The 15,809-nt window shown below is 42.8% G+C and carries 14 protein-coding genes; 5 read left to right on the top strand and 9 right to left on the bottom strand.

The window, feature by feature from the left end:
* Positions 1-30: 30 nt before the first annotated feature.
* From HBHAL_RS19415 to HBHAL_RS19405, 3 genes are all read right to left on the bottom strand, one after another.
* Positions 31-630: a response regulator transcription factor gene (locus tag HBHAL_RS19415; RefSeq protein WP_014645232.1), complete on the bottom strand. Its 600-nt coding sequence runs from the start codon at positions 628-630 to the stop codon at positions 31-33.
* The gene (locus HBHAL_RS19410) at positions 627-1,763 is read right to left on the bottom strand and encodes a sensor histidine kinase (RefSeq protein WP_014645231.1); all 1,137 of its coding nucleotides are present in this window, start codon (positions 1,761-1,763) and stop codon (positions 627-629) included. The genes HBHAL_RS19415 and HBHAL_RS19410 overlap by 4 nt, the downstream gene beginning before the upstream one ends.
* Positions 1,764-1,925: 162 nt before the next feature.
* Entirely contained in the window at positions 1,926-2,975 is a 1,050-nt protein-coding gene (locus tag HBHAL_RS19405; protein WP_014645230.1) for a fatty acid desaturase, read from the bottom strand.
* Positions 2,976-3,220: 245 nt separating this feature from the next.
* On the opposite strand from HBHAL_RS19405, the gene HBHAL_RS19400 reads away from it, so the two are divergent.
* From HBHAL_RS19400 to HBHAL_RS19390, 3 genes are all read left to right on the top strand, one after another.
* A complete protein-coding gene (locus tag HBHAL_RS19400) occupies positions 3,221-3,598 on the top strand; it encodes a YbaN family protein (protein ID WP_014645229.1) in 378 nt (125 codons plus the stop codon).
* Positions 3,599-4,426: 828 nt separating this feature from the next.
* On the top strand, positions 4,427-4,753 hold the full coding sequence (locus HBHAL_RS19395; protein WP_014645228.1) for a PadR family transcriptional regulator: 327 nt from the start codon (positions 4,427-4,429) through the stop codon (positions 4,751-4,753).
* Between the two features lie 2 nt (positions 4,754-4,755).
* Positions 4,756-5,508, top strand: coding sequence for an HAAS domain-containing protein (locus HBHAL_RS19390; RefSeq protein ID WP_014645227.1), 753 nt, complete (start codon positions 4,756-4,758; stop codon positions 5,506-5,508).
* Positions 5,509-5,627: 119 nt separating this feature from the next.
* Here the strand turns inward: HBHAL_RS19390 and HBHAL_RS19385 are convergent, their stop codons facing one another.
* The 3 genes from HBHAL_RS19385 to HBHAL_RS19375 all read right to left on the bottom strand — a co-directional run bounded on the left by HBHAL_RS19385 (position 5,628) and on the right by HBHAL_RS19375 (position 8,836).
* A complete protein-coding gene (locus HBHAL_RS19385; RefSeq protein ID WP_014645226.1) occupies positions 5,628-6,005 on the bottom strand; it encodes a hypothetical protein in 378 nt (125 codons plus the stop codon).
* A gap of 187 nt (positions 6,006-6,192) precedes the next feature.
* Entirely contained in the window at positions 6,193-6,921 is a 729-nt protein-coding gene (locus tag HBHAL_RS20500; RefSeq protein WP_014645225.1) for an Ltp family lipoprotein, read from the bottom strand.
* 241 nt (positions 6,922-7,162) lie between these two features.
* The gene (locus HBHAL_RS19375; RefSeq protein WP_041601470.1) at positions 7,163-8,836 is read right to left on the bottom strand and encodes an FAD-dependent oxidoreductase; all 1,674 of its coding nucleotides are present in this window, start codon (positions 8,834-8,836) and stop codon (positions 7,163-7,165) included.
* Positions 8,837-9,071: 235 nt separating this feature from the next.
* On the opposite strand from HBHAL_RS19375, the gene HBHAL_RS19370 reads away from it, so the two are divergent.
* Positions 9,072-9,506 (top strand): universal stress protein, encoded by a 435-nt coding sequence (locus tag HBHAL_RS19370; protein ID WP_014645223.1) that lies wholly within the window; start codon positions 9,072-9,074, stop codon positions 9,504-9,506.
* 96 nt (positions 9,507-9,602) lie between these two features.
* On the opposite strand, the gene HBHAL_RS19365 is transcribed toward HBHAL_RS19370, so the two are convergent.
* Together HBHAL_RS19365 and HBHAL_RS19360 are read right to left on the bottom strand one after the other, a co-directional pair.
* Positions 9,603-10,874 (bottom strand): MFS transporter, encoded by a 1,272-nt coding sequence (locus tag HBHAL_RS19365; protein WP_014645222.1) that lies wholly within the window; start codon positions 10,872-10,874, stop codon positions 9,603-9,605.
* Positions 10,875-11,178: 304 nt separating this feature from the next.
* The gene (locus HBHAL_RS19360) at positions 11,179-12,414 is read right to left on the bottom strand and encodes an IS110-like element ISHaha5 family transposase (RefSeq protein WP_014642997.1); all 1,236 of its coding nucleotides are present in this window, start codon (positions 12,412-12,414) and stop codon (positions 11,179-11,181) included.
* A gap of 932 nt (positions 12,415-13,346) precedes the next feature.
* Here HBHAL_RS19360 and HBHAL_RS19350 point away from each other — a divergent pair.
* Positions 13,347-14,513, top strand: coding sequence for a lactate 2-monooxygenase (locus tag HBHAL_RS19350; RefSeq protein ID WP_014645221.1), 1,167 nt, complete (start codon positions 13,347-13,349; stop codon positions 14,511-14,513).
* 77 nt (positions 14,514-14,590) lie between these two features.
* On the opposite strand, the gene HBHAL_RS19345 is transcribed toward HBHAL_RS19350, so the two are convergent.
* Positions 14,591-15,750, bottom strand: a protein-coding gene (locus HBHAL_RS19345) for an IS3-like element ISHaha4 family transposase (RefSeq protein WP_087946024.1) whose coding sequence is annotated in 2 segments (ribosomal slippage) — positions 14,591-15,465 and positions 15,465-15,750 — 1,161 coding nt in all. Because the reading frame shifts where the segments join, the coding sequence is not laid out codon by codon here.
* Between the last annotated feature and the right edge of the window lie 59 nt (positions 15,751-15,809).

Here is a 15,809-nt window from a genome sequence, read left to right as displayed (position 1 = left end):
GATTTTTTAACTTTACTTGAACCATCCTCTTTACTTGAACCATCCTCTTTCCTTGAAGCGTGAGATGGCTTCAATCCGGTTGGAAACCTCAAGCTTATCCAAGATGACGGACACGTAATTTCGTACTGTACCTGGAGTAATATACAGCTCTTTGGAGATGTCTTTGGTGTTCTTTCCCTCAGCCATTAACTTAATGACCTGACGTTCTCTTTCCGTGAGCGGGTCCTGCTCTGTATAGGCGAGATCCACCAGCTCAGGGGAGAAAATACGCTGACCGTCGATAATCTTGCGTATCGCTTCCGCAAGATCTTCACTTGGGCTGTCTTTAAGTAAGTATCCACTGACGCCGGCCTTTCTTGCCCGTTCAAAATAACCGGGGCGGGCGAACGTTGTAAGAATGATGATTTTGCACGGTTCGTCTGCCAGCTCTTCTGCTGCCGTCAAGCCATCTTTCACCGGCATTTCAATATCCATCAGACAGATGTCCGGCTTTAGTTCGCGCACCAGTTTGCACGCTTCTTCTCCATTACTGGCTTTACCTGCTACTTCCATCCCGTCCTCTAAATCAAGTAAAGCTCCAAGCGCCCCAAGTAACATACGCTGATCTTCTGCAATGACAATTCGGATCATACTGACTCCTCCTTATTAGACTGCTTGATAATATTCGGAACATGCAGACGCAGAGTGGTGCCATGGGAAGAGTAGATCTCCAGACTTCCATTTACGAATTCCAGACGTTCCCTCATTCCCTGCATACCATTGCCTTTAAAGGGCTCAATGTTATCGGGCAGCCCGTGGCCATTGTCTTCCACGACGACTAAAATCTCTGTACTGGTCTGGGTAATCGTCACTTTACAATGCGAGGCATGGCTATGCTTCACGATATTCGTAGCGGCTTCCTTCAGACACATGCTGAGGACGTTTTCTACGAGTAAGGGTGTGTTTTCAAGATTAGGGCTGCCTTCGTATTCAAAGCTCATTTCAGCTGCTTCTATAATCTGCTGGACACGAATCAGCTCGTCCTCAAGCTTCGTTCCTCTCATATCGGATACCATTTCCCGAACTTCTTTCAAAGCTGTACGGGCGGTTTGGCGTATGTCCTGGACTTCCTCCACCGCTTTTTCGGGTTTTACGGGAATGAGTTTGCCTGCCAGGTCACTTTTCAAGCCGATCATGGAAAGCTTCTGCCCCAGTGTGTCATGGAGGTCACGTGCAATTCTTTCTCGTTCTTCCAGCACCATTAATTGTGAAATGCGATCATTGGCATCTTGAAGCTCTCCTTCGAGTTTATGCTGCTTATTTCTGTATCTCACGGTAAACGGCAGTAAAATAACACCGATTACGGTAATAACGATAAAAGGAAGATGGGGGAATATATCTTCCACTTCTGTAACAAACGTCAGCGTTACAGCAGCAACTGTCGTCGTCAAATGGACAATATAAAGAGACAAAAACCCGCCCAGATGTTTAATGTTTCCGATAAAGAAGGCCAGGAATAAGGCAAAATATATATAGCCAAACAAGAAAGTCATCACAAGACTTATCGCCATCTCTATACTGACCCAAAGATAAACCATCCGGCTATTGGAGATGAACGATAATCGATAGGATAAGAAAAAGAGCAAAGTCATGAATATGCCGAATGCAATTTCATACATCGAAGAAGAACGGAAGATGAAGAAAAAGGGCAAAAGGCAGAATATAATCCACACATAAGTGCTCAATCCTGTGTTTTTAGGTATGATATGGTACCAGCTTTGCATGGAAGCTCATCTCCTTAGGTAAATCCATTCTACTACATCCAATATATATGATAAGCGTTCCTTCTGTCACGATAGATATTTGGATGTAGAAAAGCCCATTCCATGTAGAATGGGCTTTCAGCATTATCATTTTAAAATAGGGAACAGGTCATATGTGAACCTCTATTTGTCCTGAAATTCAGGATATCTTCGTTCCGGGATGGTCAATTTATTTCTTTTGATCCGCGGTTTCACTTCTTTAAAGGATACAAAGGTTTTATTCGCTGTATCATATAACCGGAAACGAATGGATTCAAGGCTCGTGGCCAGTGTAATGGTCGTCGCATGCTCCAGTGCAGGCGTGTTATCATGAGCTTTCTCCAGGTTGTAGTTCGGTACACGAGGGCTCAAGTGATGGACATGGTGGAATCCAATGTTACCGGATACCCATTGTAATGGTTTTGGCAGTTTATAATACGAACTGCCGTCTACCGCAGCCTTTACAAAATCCCATTCTGACTCGTCTTCGAAATACGAATCTTCGAACTGATGCTGTACATAAAATAACCAGATTCCAAGCATCCCGGAAACATAAAGGATAGGAAGATGAATGATCAGGAAGGACTGCCATCCAATTGCCCATATGATCGAGGAATACAAGACGACGATTGCCGCGTTGATCACATACGTATTCATACGCTCTTTTCGTTTCGCGCCTTTGCGGTTGAAGCGGTTAGAGATCAGGAATAAATAAATCGGACCTAATCCGAACATAACTAACGGATTTCTGTAAATACGGTACGCTATTCTCGTTTTTAGAGGAGCTTTCATATATTCCTCTACCGTCATGACCCAAATATCACCGGTGCCTCGCTTGTCCAAGTTGCCGCTTGTGGCATGGTGGATGGAATGGCTGCGTTTCCACTTATCGAACGGAAAAAGGGTCAGAATACCTGTAATCGTTCCGACGATCCGGTTGGCTTTATTGTTTTCAAAGAAGGATTGGTGAGTACAATCGTGAAAGATAATGAATAGACGTACAACGAATCCTCCTGCGATGAATGCAAGTGGAATGGTAATCCAGATGGACCATGACAGGCTTTCGTAGGCCAGGTACCATACGAGGAGAAACGGAAGCAGTGTATTCAATAGTTGGCGGATACCCGCTTTATTATCAGGTTTTGCGAATCGTGCTACGCTTTTTTTCAACTCTTTTTGCTTATCTTTATTCATAGTAAGACTCCTTTGTTGTGTCTCTTGTATTCTTAGCATAGGAAAAAAGCGCATATTTTATAAGGCATAAACGTCAGGGTATACCCATGACACTTGTCATGGGTGACAGCCTTCCGGTGGGTTATAAGAAAATGGTAAACTAAAATAAATGCGTAAGGGTTTGCGTTAAAAGGTGCATGGGGAAGCATATATGTGACCAGCAAACCTTTTGGAATAGAAAGTGTTGAATAGTAAGGGAGTTCAAAATGAAGCAGTTTACTAACATTCTTCTTATTATAATCGGAACGATCTCATTGATTCTGGGAGTGCTTGGGATAGTGCTGCCACTGCTTCCCACCACCCCATTTTTATTATTAACGGCCGCTTGCTATGTAAGGAGTTCTGATCGTCTATATAATTGGTTAATGACGAATAAGTGGTTCGGTTCTTATATAGAGAACTACAAAGCGGGCAGGGGAATTCCTCTCAAAGCAAAAGTGTCTGTACTCATTATGATCTGGAGTTCTATGCTTTATTCAGCTTTTTTTATTGCTCCTAATCTGCTGCTTAGAATCGGCTTTATCTTTGGCGCCTGCTTCTTTACCGTGGTGATCGGATTAACTAAAACTTTGCGGAAAGAGTAAGCCGGATCATTTAAATAGCTCTATTGATTTTGAGTGTTGATCTTACAGATAAGCTTCCATTACTTGAAGACTTGAATTCGAGATATTTTTGGTTCGTTACTTCATTAGAGAAGGGGTGGCTACAGAAACAACTCGTCTTGTTCCATCACCCAGACACTCGAGACATAAGCCGCTCATCAACGGATTGAAAAACCGCAACCCTTTTGATGGTCGGCTTATGCTGGTCGTGTCTTTCAGGGTGATTCCACATTTGTACACTTTCCTACGGGGGAACTGGCAAGCCTCCTCAGTCGTTACCACTCCTTGTGGGGTCTCGCCTAGCTCCTTCTACCGCGGGAGTCTCGTCGTTTCTTCCGCCACCCCAACGATATCTAGTGAACGAACCCTGCTATAGGAGACAGGAGGTATACTTCATCGGCCACATAGGCTGTCCATATGCGTAAACAACTATTAAAATTCAGGGTGGATGATAGATGATCCTTGTTCATTAGAAGGAGATTTTGCAGAGATTTTCGAAATCTCCATGAACGTAAAGGGGCGGAAGGGAACGGCGAAGACTCCTGTGGGGTGAACATGATCGGTGAGATCCCGCAGGGCTGGCAAGCCCGAGGAAGCTCACCACAAGGGATGTTCGACTAAGATCGCCACGTCCTGTGTAACTCTCTTATGAAAATTCATAATGAAGCTTAAATTCATGTTAATGAGTACTTGTGGTTTTTGGAAAGGCATGGTAATCTTTAACTATATTGTATTGCAAGTTAGTTGCAATACATTCGTTTTGGTTTACTGTCTTGCATAACAAGGTAGTAAGGTGAGGAGGTACATACATTGTCGTCGAGTCAATTGCTGAAAGGGATCCTGGAAGGCTGTCTGCTGTCGATCATTTCGCAGGGAGAAACCTACGGATATGAAATGATCGAGAAGCTTAATCAGCACGGTTTTACAATGGTGAAGGAAGGGAGTATCTATCCACTTTTATTACGAATGAAAAAAGAAGGATGGGTTGAAACCAGCCAGAAGCAGCTGCCTTCTGGCGGCCCAAAAAGAAAATATTATAAGCTGACGGAAAAAGGCGAAGTCGAACTTGAGGAGTTCAAGAAAAGATGGGCCACCGTTTCAAACAGCGTGGAGCGATTATTGGATAAGGAGGGGTAGAATTGGAACTTTCTAAAGAAAGTAAAGACTTTATCGGCCGTTTACAGCTGTACTTAATGGCAAGCGGTAAAAAGGAAAAGGAGATCGAAGAAATAACGGAAGAATTGGAAGATCATTTGCTTGAGGCTGAGCGAAGAGGCAAGAGTGTTCAAGATGTTGTCGGTCAGTCGCCAAAGGAATACATGGAGCAATTCTCTCGGGAGATGATCCTCGATAAACGAATGATTTTTAAATTTATTCCGGCCATTTGTATCGGGGCCTTAGCTTATCTTCTCATGGGTGAAATCCTTGACGGAGGAGTAGAAATTTCCATATTAGAGATTATCGGATATCCTGTGATTTTCCTCATTATTATTGGATTATTATCCTTTTTTCTAAGGTATATCAGCAGTCACCAGCTCGCCAGGTGGAAAGAATGGATGATCTATGCCGTAGCTGGTATTATCCCCATGGGTTCTTTCGGCGCCTTAATAGTCTTGAATAATTATTTCAACACCCCCGCGGTTGAATTCGGAAAAATCGGCAATATCCTGGCGTTTCTTGTGGCGGCGGCTGTTTTTGTTGGGATAGCGGTATGGAGCAAGCTTTGGCTCCCGATTATTATTCCGATTCTCTTATTCGTCCCAGAGTATCTAATTGGATTAACTGGACTTTCGGCCTCCACACAACTCACTTTGACTAGCATCTTCATTCTTGCGGGACCGCTGATCTACTTTATAATCGTTTACAAAAAAGAACATTCGAGCTCGACGTAAGGATCGTCATAAAGATGGCCTGAACGGAAACCCTGAGGTGGGAAAACACAAACTAGTAAGCCATATCTCAAACAAAACGCCTGGACTTTAGCATCCAGGCGTTCTGTAGGATAGCTCGATTAACTATTCAATGCCGTCATTAAAAAACAAATCGCTGTGGTCAAAGATAAGGGGGTCATAACGAGCTTTTCCTTATTACTTTTCGAAAAAAGGTTCATAACGGTATTCAGGAATAAATAAAAAGCAAAAAAATAACAAACTCCTCTTGCAATGGGGGCTATTAAATCGATTGAAAGTACATGCCCCGCCTGTAATAAAAACAGGATGGCAGCCAATTGAATCAGTACAGAGATTGCGCAGGCTACTCGCATTTGTTTGGGTAATATTTTATATTTTCCGCCCATGGCAAACTCTCCATAAGGTAAACCTAACGCTAATAATACGTACAAAACAGCTATTGCCAAAAAAGTAATACTTCCAATCCAAGCTGTTATCACGGTATCACTCCCAACAATGATTAGCCTTTTAACCCAACATTCCTAACACTTATTTCCACATAGAATAAAAATCACCCTTCTGATAAAGCAAATATCGCTCCAATACAATTAATAACGGCTATGGTCATTTGTTACAGTATATAAGAAAAGCGGTGGGAATTTATTCTCCACCGCTTCAAAATGTTCCTTATAGTCCAACTTGATCGACCGCATATTCGGCTTGTTCATCCGTGAATCCATCTCCGACTTTCAATTGCTCAATCAAGCCGCTTCGAGAAAATGAACTTAATTCTAAGTAACTTTCAGCTGATTTGACCGCCTGTTCTTTCCAATCGACTTCATCCTCAATTTGGTTTACCGCATATTCAGCTTGATCTTGTGTATAGCTATCCCCGACTTTTAATTGCTCAATTAATCCATCTTTACTGAAGGCAGAGAAATCTAGATAACTTTTTGCTGATTTGACCGCTTGCTCATTCCAATCGACTTCATCCTCAATATGATTGACTGCGAATTCAGCTTGATCTTGTGTATAGCCATCCCCGATTTTTAATTGCTCGATTAATCCATCTTTACTGAAGGCGGAGAAATCTAAATAACTTTTTGCACTCTGTACGGCATTTTCCTGGGCCGTTGTCATTTCCGGCTCTTGTTCTTTTGGTTCTTCTTTCGACTCATCGGTTGATTCTTCATTTGGTTCTTCTGTCGTTTCTTCTGTATCGGCATTGGCACTCTCATCGCCGGAGCTTTCATTGGTTTGGTTTGTTTCGGTTTCTTCTGTTTCAGTTTGTTCCTGGTCGCTTGAATTGCTTTCGCTTGTGGTATCATCGCCGTCTCCGGAGATCATCGCAATAATAACACCAATCACAACGAATGCACCGATTAATGTTAAACACCCTTTAAATAGTTTACCCATGATATAATCCTCCTATTATTATAGATCCGTTTTATAACATTACTATATATCCACTATGTTTTTAATAGTTTTTCCTGATTCTTTTGAATCAAAGCGGAGGGGATTGACGGTATCATGGGAACTATTTTCCAGACTCTCATCTAGAGCTTACGCAATTGCGCACTTACTGTAAGAGCGAAAAGGACAAGGAGAGTGAAAGCAACATAAGAAAAGGCAGCCTGCCATGGGCTGCCTTTACCTTTTAGAGCGGAGCTGCTTCTTTATTTTTAATCCTTTGAACCATTTCATATGTTTTATATCCACCACTTAGATTAACAGCCTGATACCCATAATTCATCAATGTTTTAACGGCTAAATATCCACGCATTCCAACCTGGCACGTCACGTAAATAGGGTGGTTCTTAGGTAATTCATGCCGTCTTTCTCTCAGTTGCCCTAATGGGATGTTAATGGATCCTTGGATAAAGCCGCGTTCTCTTTCTTCCGGCTCTCGTACATCCAGCAGAACTCCGCCCCAGGCTACAATTTCATCGATTTCGTCGTAATGAACCACGCTCAGTTCCTTATCTACTATATTCGCGGCTACATATCCTGCCATGTTTACCGGATCCTTCGCAGATGAATAAGGAGGAGCATAGGAAAGTTCCAGATCGGCTAAATCTTCAACCGTTAAGTTTCCTTTAATTGCTGTAGCAATAACATCGATCCGTTTTTCGACTCCTTTGACTCCCACAGCCTGGGCTCCAAATATTTTTCCTGTATTTGGATCAAAGAGTAATTTGAGGGAAAGGGGACGTCCTCCAGGATAATAGGAAGCGTTTGAAGAAGGATGAACATGGACAGCTTCAAACGGGATTCCGAGTTGGTCTAGTAATTTTTCATTGTTACCAGTAGCGGCCACAGTTAGATTGAACACTTTGGCAACAGAGGTTCCGAGTGTGCCGTTATAAGACACCGCCTTTCCATGAATATGGTCCGCTACGAGTCTTCCCTGGCGGTTGGCGGGCCAGGCAAGAGGCACCATGGTTTGAGTCTGCTGAATATAATCTTTCACTTCGATAGCATCGCCAATCGCATAAATGTTCTTATCATCCGTTTGAAGATGTTCATTGACGATAATCCCGCCGCGCTTGCCAGTAGAAAGCCCGGCAGTCTTAGCGAGTTCGTTTTCAGCCCGAACACCTATAGATAGAATAGTCAGATCGCTTGAGAGGAGCCGTCCGCTTTGCAGTTCCACTGTGCTTCCCTGATCTCGGAAAGCTTTAACTCCATCTTCCATGATTACATTTACCCCTTGATCCAGAAGTTCCTGGTAAACGATGGCTGACATTTCATAATCCAGTGAAGACATGACTTGATTTCCTAACTCTACAAGGCTGACCTTAATCCCGCGGTGCATTAAATTCTCAGCCATCTCAAGACCAATGAAGCCTCCGCCAATAATGACGGCTTCCTGAGCTTTTCGTTCGTCGATCCAATGCTTGATTTGATCCGTATCGGGGACAGATCGTAAGGTGAAGATATTAGCTGCTTCCTTGTATCCTTCCAAATTCGGAATAATGGGTCTAGCTCCGGGAGAAAGAATCAATTTATCATAGCTTTCTTTATATACGGTGCCGGTTTTTAGGTTTTTGATGGTCAAGGTTTGTAATTCACGATCGATTTCAACGGCTTCACTTAAATTCCGAATATCTAATTTGAACTTTTTGGACATGCCTTCTACAGTCTGTACCAGCAAGGCATCACGATCTGTAATTACGCCGCCAATATAGTAAGGCAGCCCGCAGTTGGCATATGAAATGTATTCTCCTTTTTCGAGTACAATAATTTCATCTTCTTCGCTTAAACGGCGAAGTCTCGCTGCTGCTGTAGCCCCGCCTGCTACCCCGCCTACAATAATAATTTTTCTGCCCATCATCATCTCTCCTTTATGTTCACCTTACACATTATTATGTGATTTATTTCACAATGTGAATGATAATTTCATTTTACTCCTATTCAGCAGAAAAAACAATATACCCCTTGGTGTATATTTTGTGACGGTTTGATGGAATTTATATGAATCTTTGTCTAGACATTAGGAAAACGTTTTCAAACATGGTAAAATAATAGTGAGAAAGAAATGCATATATATGAATGGAGGTTTTCCTATGACTAAGAAAATCCTCGTTGCTTATGATGGCAGTGAACCTAGCAAACAGGCAGTGATGGAAGCCAAAAGCCATGCTCTTGAATCAGTAGACAGAGAAATTCATGTCGTATCTGTCGTCAAGCCAACTGGTCCATTTACCAATGCCGCCATCTCCAAAAGTATAGGAGATGAAATGGCTAAGAAGTATGAGAAAGAACTAGTAGCGATTAAAGAAGAAAATGAAGATGAAAACATTACGATTGTCACACATGTGCTTGTAGGGGAGCTTGAGAATAACCCTGGGGAGGATGTATGCGCCTACGCGGAAAAAGAGGGAATTGATATGATTATTGTCGGAAGCAGAGGGCTTGGCAATGTGAAGCGGATTTTCCTTGGAAGTGTAAGTAATAACATCGTGCAGCATGCAACATGTCCAGTTTTAGTAATGAAATAATATACGATAACGCCTTTCCATTTCCGGGAAGGCGTTTTTTTTAGAGATAGGAGTAAAAAACCAAAGACGCCGGCTTTTATGGAGCTGGCGTCTTCTTCAATCAAGTTCTCTCAATTCTTTAAAGGTCAGAAATACAAAGGAGGCAAATAAAGTAACCAATATAGACCCAGCAGCCATGATGTGGTGAATGGATATTCCTAAAGAGAGTACAGCAGAGGTAAGGGCATAACTGACAGGAATGAGCCCCATCGATGCTAAGGAAATAAGCCCCATTACGCGCCCCAGTACCTTTTCTTCGATCATACTTTGAATAGCGGAGATGGAAGAGATATTGGAAATAGAGAGAAAGGTTCCAAATAACCCAAGCATGACCATGCTTTGCCACAATTCTGTCGTGAAGCTCAGCCCTATAAAGGCAATGCCTGAAAGGACCAGCGTCAAAAGGGTGAGTTTCCCTCGTTTTTTGGTCACATTTAAACTTCCGATAACGATGGAGCCAATGAGCATGCCACCCGCTAAACCAGCTTCAAGAAAGCTGAAATCCACTGCCGTACCTTCCAGAATATTTTTAACAAATAAAGGGAGACCCATCGTCATCGGTCCAACGATGAAGAGGTTTAAAAATATAGTGGCTAATACGATAAGGGTGAGTAAGCGGGAGTCTTTAACATAGGTGACTCCTTCCCTGAAGGTCTTCCAGAATTTCTTGTTTTTATTGGCTTCCATCTCTGCGTCTTTTTTCGGCTTCATAGAAATAACCAACAGACTGGCTGTAAGAAGCATAGCGGCCGTCACGGCAAATACGATTTCATAATTGCCATAGGCGATGAGCAAGCCTGCAAGCATAGGGGCCAGAATAAAGGAGGTCTGGTTGGTCATCTGAATGATTGAGTTCCCTCGCGTCAGGTTTTCTTTTTGAACAATCGATGGAATAATGGCACTCTCAGCTGCCCAGAAGAAGGCGTCTAATATTCCGAAGAAAAAAGCAAACCCGACGAATGTCCAGAGGGTAATACTACCGAACAGAAACCACAGCACAAGCCCAGCTAACAAAAGTCCTCTAATAAAATCTGAAAGAAACATAATCTTCGTCTTATCGTATCGGTCCGCCACTGTACCGCTAATGATCATAAACAGAAGGCGGGGGATGCTGGCTGCAATATAAATGAGCCCAAGGGAAGCTTCAAGATTCAAAACATTGACTACATACCAGCTTTGGGAAAATAAAAAGAACGAAATACCGAAACTGGATAAAAGAGCAGCTCCCCATAATAATAGGAAGTTGCGGTTTTTAAAAACGGAAGGTGTACTTTCTTCCTGGAGATCGTCCGTACGCTCACGAACCGTAGCTTCGTTAACTGATGACATTTTCATCACGCCTTTATAATTGGATTACATTTATTGTATAGCGGATAAGGGAATGCCACGATGAACTGCAGAAGGAATTTAATTCCGCCTTGAGGCTGAAATTGCCAGATTACCTTTTGGAGATTTGATAAACAGCAGCGCTGATTTTGAGAGGAGACTTATTCAACCAAACCAGCTAATAGTTTGTCAACATTTTTCAATAAAAACTTAAGGTAACCCATGTTATACTAAAAATGCGCATGGCAAATAACCTTCCTCAAATGTTTGATTGGAAGGTTTTGTATTATTTAGATGGAAATAGTGATTACGCTATATCTTGGAAAGTGGTTTTGTTTTTTAATAAAGCATAAATCCAATGTAAGAGCTTATTTACACAAGCAATGACGGCTACTTTATATAATTTGCCTTCCTTTCGCTTCTTGTCGTAAAACGCTCTTAATTTTCTGTTTCTAGGGATAATTTCGGCTGTTGTTTTTTGTTTGCGACAATCACGAATACCAGATCTAACGGCCATATATAGGGCATGACGTAGTCGGCTTGAACCACGTTTTGTAATCCGAACTAAAGTCGCCTTAAACTTACCTGATTCATGTACTTCTGGATCAACTCCTGCGAATGCTACTAGCTTTTTAGGGTGATTAAACCGGTCTATCTCCCCAATCTCAGAAATAATCGTGGCAGCGATTTTTTCTCCAATACCAGGGATAGATTGGATGATCTTATATTCTTCAACTTCTTTTGCGAGAGCATCTATCTCTGAGTCCAATCTGGATAGATGCTCTTTGTATTGAAGAAGCATATTGATATACATACCAAGACTCAGTAAATGACTCTGATAAAGTGTCTTTTTGAATGGGTTCCGTGCAGCTGCTTTCTTAAGTTCCTGAGCTTTTTCCGCTGCCCATCTCTTAGACCGACTCTTACAGAATTCCTTGATTTTATCAGCTAACGCATCTTGGCTAACAGCTAAAATGTCTTCTGATGAAGGGAATTCCTTTAACACAAGTAAAGACACCACTGAGTATAAGTCACCAAAAACCCCTTTATATTCAGGGAATATTTGATCCAGTACTGCTTGAAATTGTAATTTGGTTTGCACATAAATTCCCGTAATATTCTCGTGTTGCCTTGTAAGATTACGCAAGTTTAAAAGCTGAGTACCGCGTCTTTTATAAGGTTCTAAATCTTCTTTGTAGTAAAGCTCACAAAGACGATAAGCATCAATGGCATCCGTTTTAACTTTTCGTAAACTTGAGCTTTTAGCTCTATGAGAGATCAAAGGGTTAACAATAATCAATAAATAGTTATGTTGCTCCAGAAACTGCACCACTGGTGCGTGATAGTGTCCAGTAGCTTCTAGTACAACCGAAGGTTGAATGCCTGTTGCATCTTTTACACCTTCCATAAACTCAAGTAGTGAGCCTAGTCCATCCAGGTCATGCTTGATGCTAAAACTTTTACCGTAAGGTTTTCCTTTATCTAAAAAGGCCTGAACCTCACTTTCTCCTTTTGAAACATCCAGACCCACGACTGGATTCATTCTATATCTCCTCCTCAGATTCATCTTGCCAGTAACCCCTAGTCCTCCTAGTAGTATCATAGCTTCGCTTGTTATACGGGATCTTGTCCCAACCAGCCTCAAACATGTTTCTACCAGTAGGGGGTGAACGGTTTAGCTGACGGGATCTAAGTCCCACGGGCAGGGGCGTTCTACCCTGGCTACTGTAATAATAAGACCATATTAAAAATGGTCAACCAGAAATATCTAGAATTCTGGTTAACCTTATAATACGAACGGGCCGGATTGTGGAAGACTCGATTTCGAGATATTGGATGGAGAAGGGGCTCCAGGGAACGGCTCGTTTTCCGTGGCCCTGCACGACGCAGGGTCGTTCGACGTTGCCACACGAGGTGGCGATCTTAGTCGAACTTCCTTGTACCTCCAGTTCATACGCCGCTAACCAAGGTGCTTCCGCTTTTAACCTAGTAGTCTTCGCCGTTCCCTTCCGCCCCTTTGCGATCATGTAGCGCTCGAAATCCTTTACGTATATACTCCATCTGAGGAAGAACGACCTACGTTAATTTCCGAGTCTGTCCAAAGGGTAACCCCGTTATAGAAGCATTTTAGACAATTTCAGGTTTCCCGTTTCTCGTATTAGCAGGGTCCGTTCACAAGAAAACGCTGGGTTGGTGGGGGAAATGGCGAGACTCCCATGGGAGAAGGGACTAGGTGAGATCCCGCAGGGAGTGAAACGAGCGAGGAAGCTCACCGTTCCCCCATAGGAAAGCGAGTTATTTCCCCACCAACCCTTATCCACCTTACGTAACGGACATAACTATCTCGAAATCAAGTCTTCAACAAACGGGAGCTTTTCTCTAATTACCAGAGCCTATCTATTGTAAGCGTATTCATACGATGTGGTAAACTGAGTTTATAACCATATTGTGTAAATTATAAGGAGGAGAAGCGTGATGTCGAACTACGGTAATCAGATTCAGTTCAAGGTCTACCAGACGATGCCCGATCCGGATCCAGACAGACTGCCTGTCGTTTATGAAGAGTGGGAAAAACGCGCAAGAGAGGTACTGGAAGATGGCCCTTATGATTACATTGCTGGAGGGGCAGGCGGAGAAAGTACAATGGATGCCAACCTTGAGGCCTTCAAGAAATGGAAGATTGTGCCGAGAATGCTTAGAAACGTAGAAAGCCGCGATTTAAAAGTCGAGTTATTCGGTCATACATATGCATCGCCCCTGATGCTTGCGCCTATTGGGGTCCAGTCTATCATCCATCCAGATGGAGAGCTGGCTGCCGCCAAAGCCTCGGCTGAAATGGAAGTCCCCTATATTACAAGTTCTGCTTCCACAAGAACGCTAGAGGAAATTGCGGATGCAATGGGCGATGCACCCCGATGGTTTCAGCTCTATTGGAATAAAGACCCTGAAGTAACGGCCAGCTTCTTGAAACGAGCCGAGAATTCAGGGTATTCCGCAATCGTTGTAACCCTGGATACACCCATGATGGCGTGGCGTGAGAAGGATTTAAAAAACGTCTATCTTCCATTTCTGGCAGGGGAAGGCGTAGGAAATTATTTATCGGACCCTATATTCCGCTCTCGACTTGAAAAAACGCCTGAAGAGGACCCGGCTTCAGCCATTATGCATTGGACGCAGACCTTCGGAAACCCTGGACTAACCTGGGAGGATCTTACTTTTATCAAGGAGCATACGAACCTTCCTATTCTGTTAAAAGGAATTCTCCACCCTGAAGACGCGAAGCTTGCCTTGGAACACGGAGTGGATGGAATTATTGTATCCAATCACGGAGGCAGGCAGGTGGACGGCGCCCTTGGAGCGCTGGACGCGCTGCCGGAGGTTTGTGAAGCAGTAGGAGACCAAATCCCTGTACTTATGGATAGCGGGATTCGCAGAGGGGCTGATGTGGTCAAAGCTCTGTCTCTTGGAGCGGATGCTGTACTTGTCGGAAGACCGTGCATGTACGGACTGGCGGTAGCGGGAGAACGAGGTGTGCGGGAAGTTTTACAAAACATGCTGGCCGACCTGGATTTAACTATAGCCCTTGCGGGAGAAACAGCAGCTGGAGAACTGGATAGTTCTGTACTAAGAAAATCCGAATAAAAATCGCTTTACTGATAGTAAAAACCCTCGTGTGCATGAGCTGGAGTGCCACAGTAAAATAAGACTCAATAAAACACCTAGGCTGCCATTACTCTGAATTCAATTGGAGTTTGGCAGTTTAGTTTTTGAAAAGGTCGACAATAATTGTAGTAATACATGTACGTATCGATTTTTGAGCGTACGGTATGATGATCTATTTTTCCTCGGTCCAGAGGACTGAATTCTTCCGATTTTATCGTGGAGTGGAAGGATTCGATGACGGCATTATCAAAGCAGTTCCCCCGTCGGGACATGCTTGTGATAATGCCTCTTTTTTTGGCCTCTTCTTGAAATTCATAGGACGTGTACTGCGAACCTTGATCGCTATGAAGGATCACTTCATAGACGTCACGTCCTTCGCAAGCTTTCCTCAACGTATCTAATACGAAGGACGTATCTTGTTTATCACTGATCGTGTACGCGAGGATTTCGTTGTTGTATAAGTCCATAATCGTTGATAAATATAACATTTTCTCTCCGTAAGGAAGATAGGTAATATCTGTTACCCATTTTTCATTAGGTCTCGTAGACGTAAAGTTTCTCTCTAAATAATTCGGTACCACAATCTTACTTTCCCCTGCGATATAACACTGTCTCTTTGGTTTTACGCGACATTGAATATGGTATTTCTGCATGATTTTTTGAACGGTATTTCGATTGAGTTTGATTTGGTATTCCTTACGTAAGAGGTCACGGACCATACGGTGTCCCACTCTAAATTTTAGATCTTCACATAGCTCAATGATCTTCTTCTCCAGGACCGACGGTCCCCATGACTTTCCCCGCCAGCGATAATAGGTGGCTTTAGCTATACCAAAGCATTCACAAATATCTTTCACAGGATACTTGTGCTTAAATGTTTCTACGATTTGGATGAATACTTCTGGAACCACTTCCTTTCGATTTCCTGGTACTTTTCCAACAGTTCTTCTCTCATATCATAATAGGCAATCTTTTTCTTCAGTTGGGTCATTTCATCCTCGTCTTCCGGCCCTTTCCCGTGAGAATATTGTTTCCCTATAGGCTGAGCAAACCGGTGGTTTTCCCCATTTCTAAACCATTTCATCCACGTTTTAATCTGGGACTTATTCTTAATTCCAAACATGTCCATCAACTCTTGATTCGTGTGATTCCCTTCTAATTTTAATTGAACTACTTTCTTTTTTACTTCTTCGGGATAGTGAACTTTTTTACCCATAAGAAAAACACCTCCAAGTGTAGTATTACAACTTTGAAGGTGTTTTATTACGTCTCATT

Origin of the sequence: Halobacillus halophilus DSM 2266 (assembly GCF_000284515.1) — a bacterium.
Taxonomy (GTDB): Bacteria; Bacillota; Bacilli; order Bacillales; family Halobacillaceae; genus Halobacillus; species Halobacillus halophilus.
This window is presented reverse-complemented; position numbering and strand designations above follow the sequence as displayed.

Coding starts and splice junctions, on each gene's coding strand:
- HBHAL_RS19350 (WP_014645221.1), top strand. CDS start 13,347: ATGTCGAACTACGGTAATCAGATTCAGTTCAAGGTCTACCAGACGATG.
- HBHAL_RS19410 (WP_014645231.1), bottom strand. CDS start 1,763: ATGCAAAGCTGGTACCATATCATACCTAAAAACACAGGATTGAGCACT.
- HBHAL_RS19405 (WP_014645230.1), bottom strand. CDS start 2,975: ATGAATAAAGATAAGCAAAAAGAGTTGAAAAAAAGCGTAGCACGATTC.
- HBHAL_RS19370 (WP_014645223.1), top strand. CDS start 9,072: ATGACTAAGAAAATCCTCGTTGCTTATGATGGCAGTGAACCTAGCAAA.
- HBHAL_RS19375 (WP_041601470.1), bottom strand. CDS start 8,836: ATGGGCAGAAAAATTATTATTGTAGGCGGGGTAGCAGGCGGGGCTACA.
- HBHAL_RS19400 (WP_014645229.1), top strand. CDS start 3,221: ATGAAGCAGTTTACTAACATTCTTCTTATTATAATCGGAACGATCTCA.
- HBHAL_RS19365 (WP_014645222.1), bottom strand. CDS start 10,874: ATGTCATCAGTTAACGAAGCTACGGTTCGTGAGCGTACGGACGATCTC.
- HBHAL_RS19360 (WP_014642997.1), bottom strand. CDS start 12,414: ATGAATCCAGTCGTGGGTCTGGATGTTTCAAAAGGAGAAAGTGAGGTT.
- HBHAL_RS20500 (WP_014645225.1), bottom strand. CDS start 6,921: ATGGGTAAACTATTTAAAGGGTGTTTAACATTAATCGGTGCATTCGTT.
- HBHAL_RS19415 (WP_014645232.1), bottom strand. CDS start 630: ATGATCCGAATTGTCATTGCAGAAGATCAGCGTATGTTACTTGGGGCG.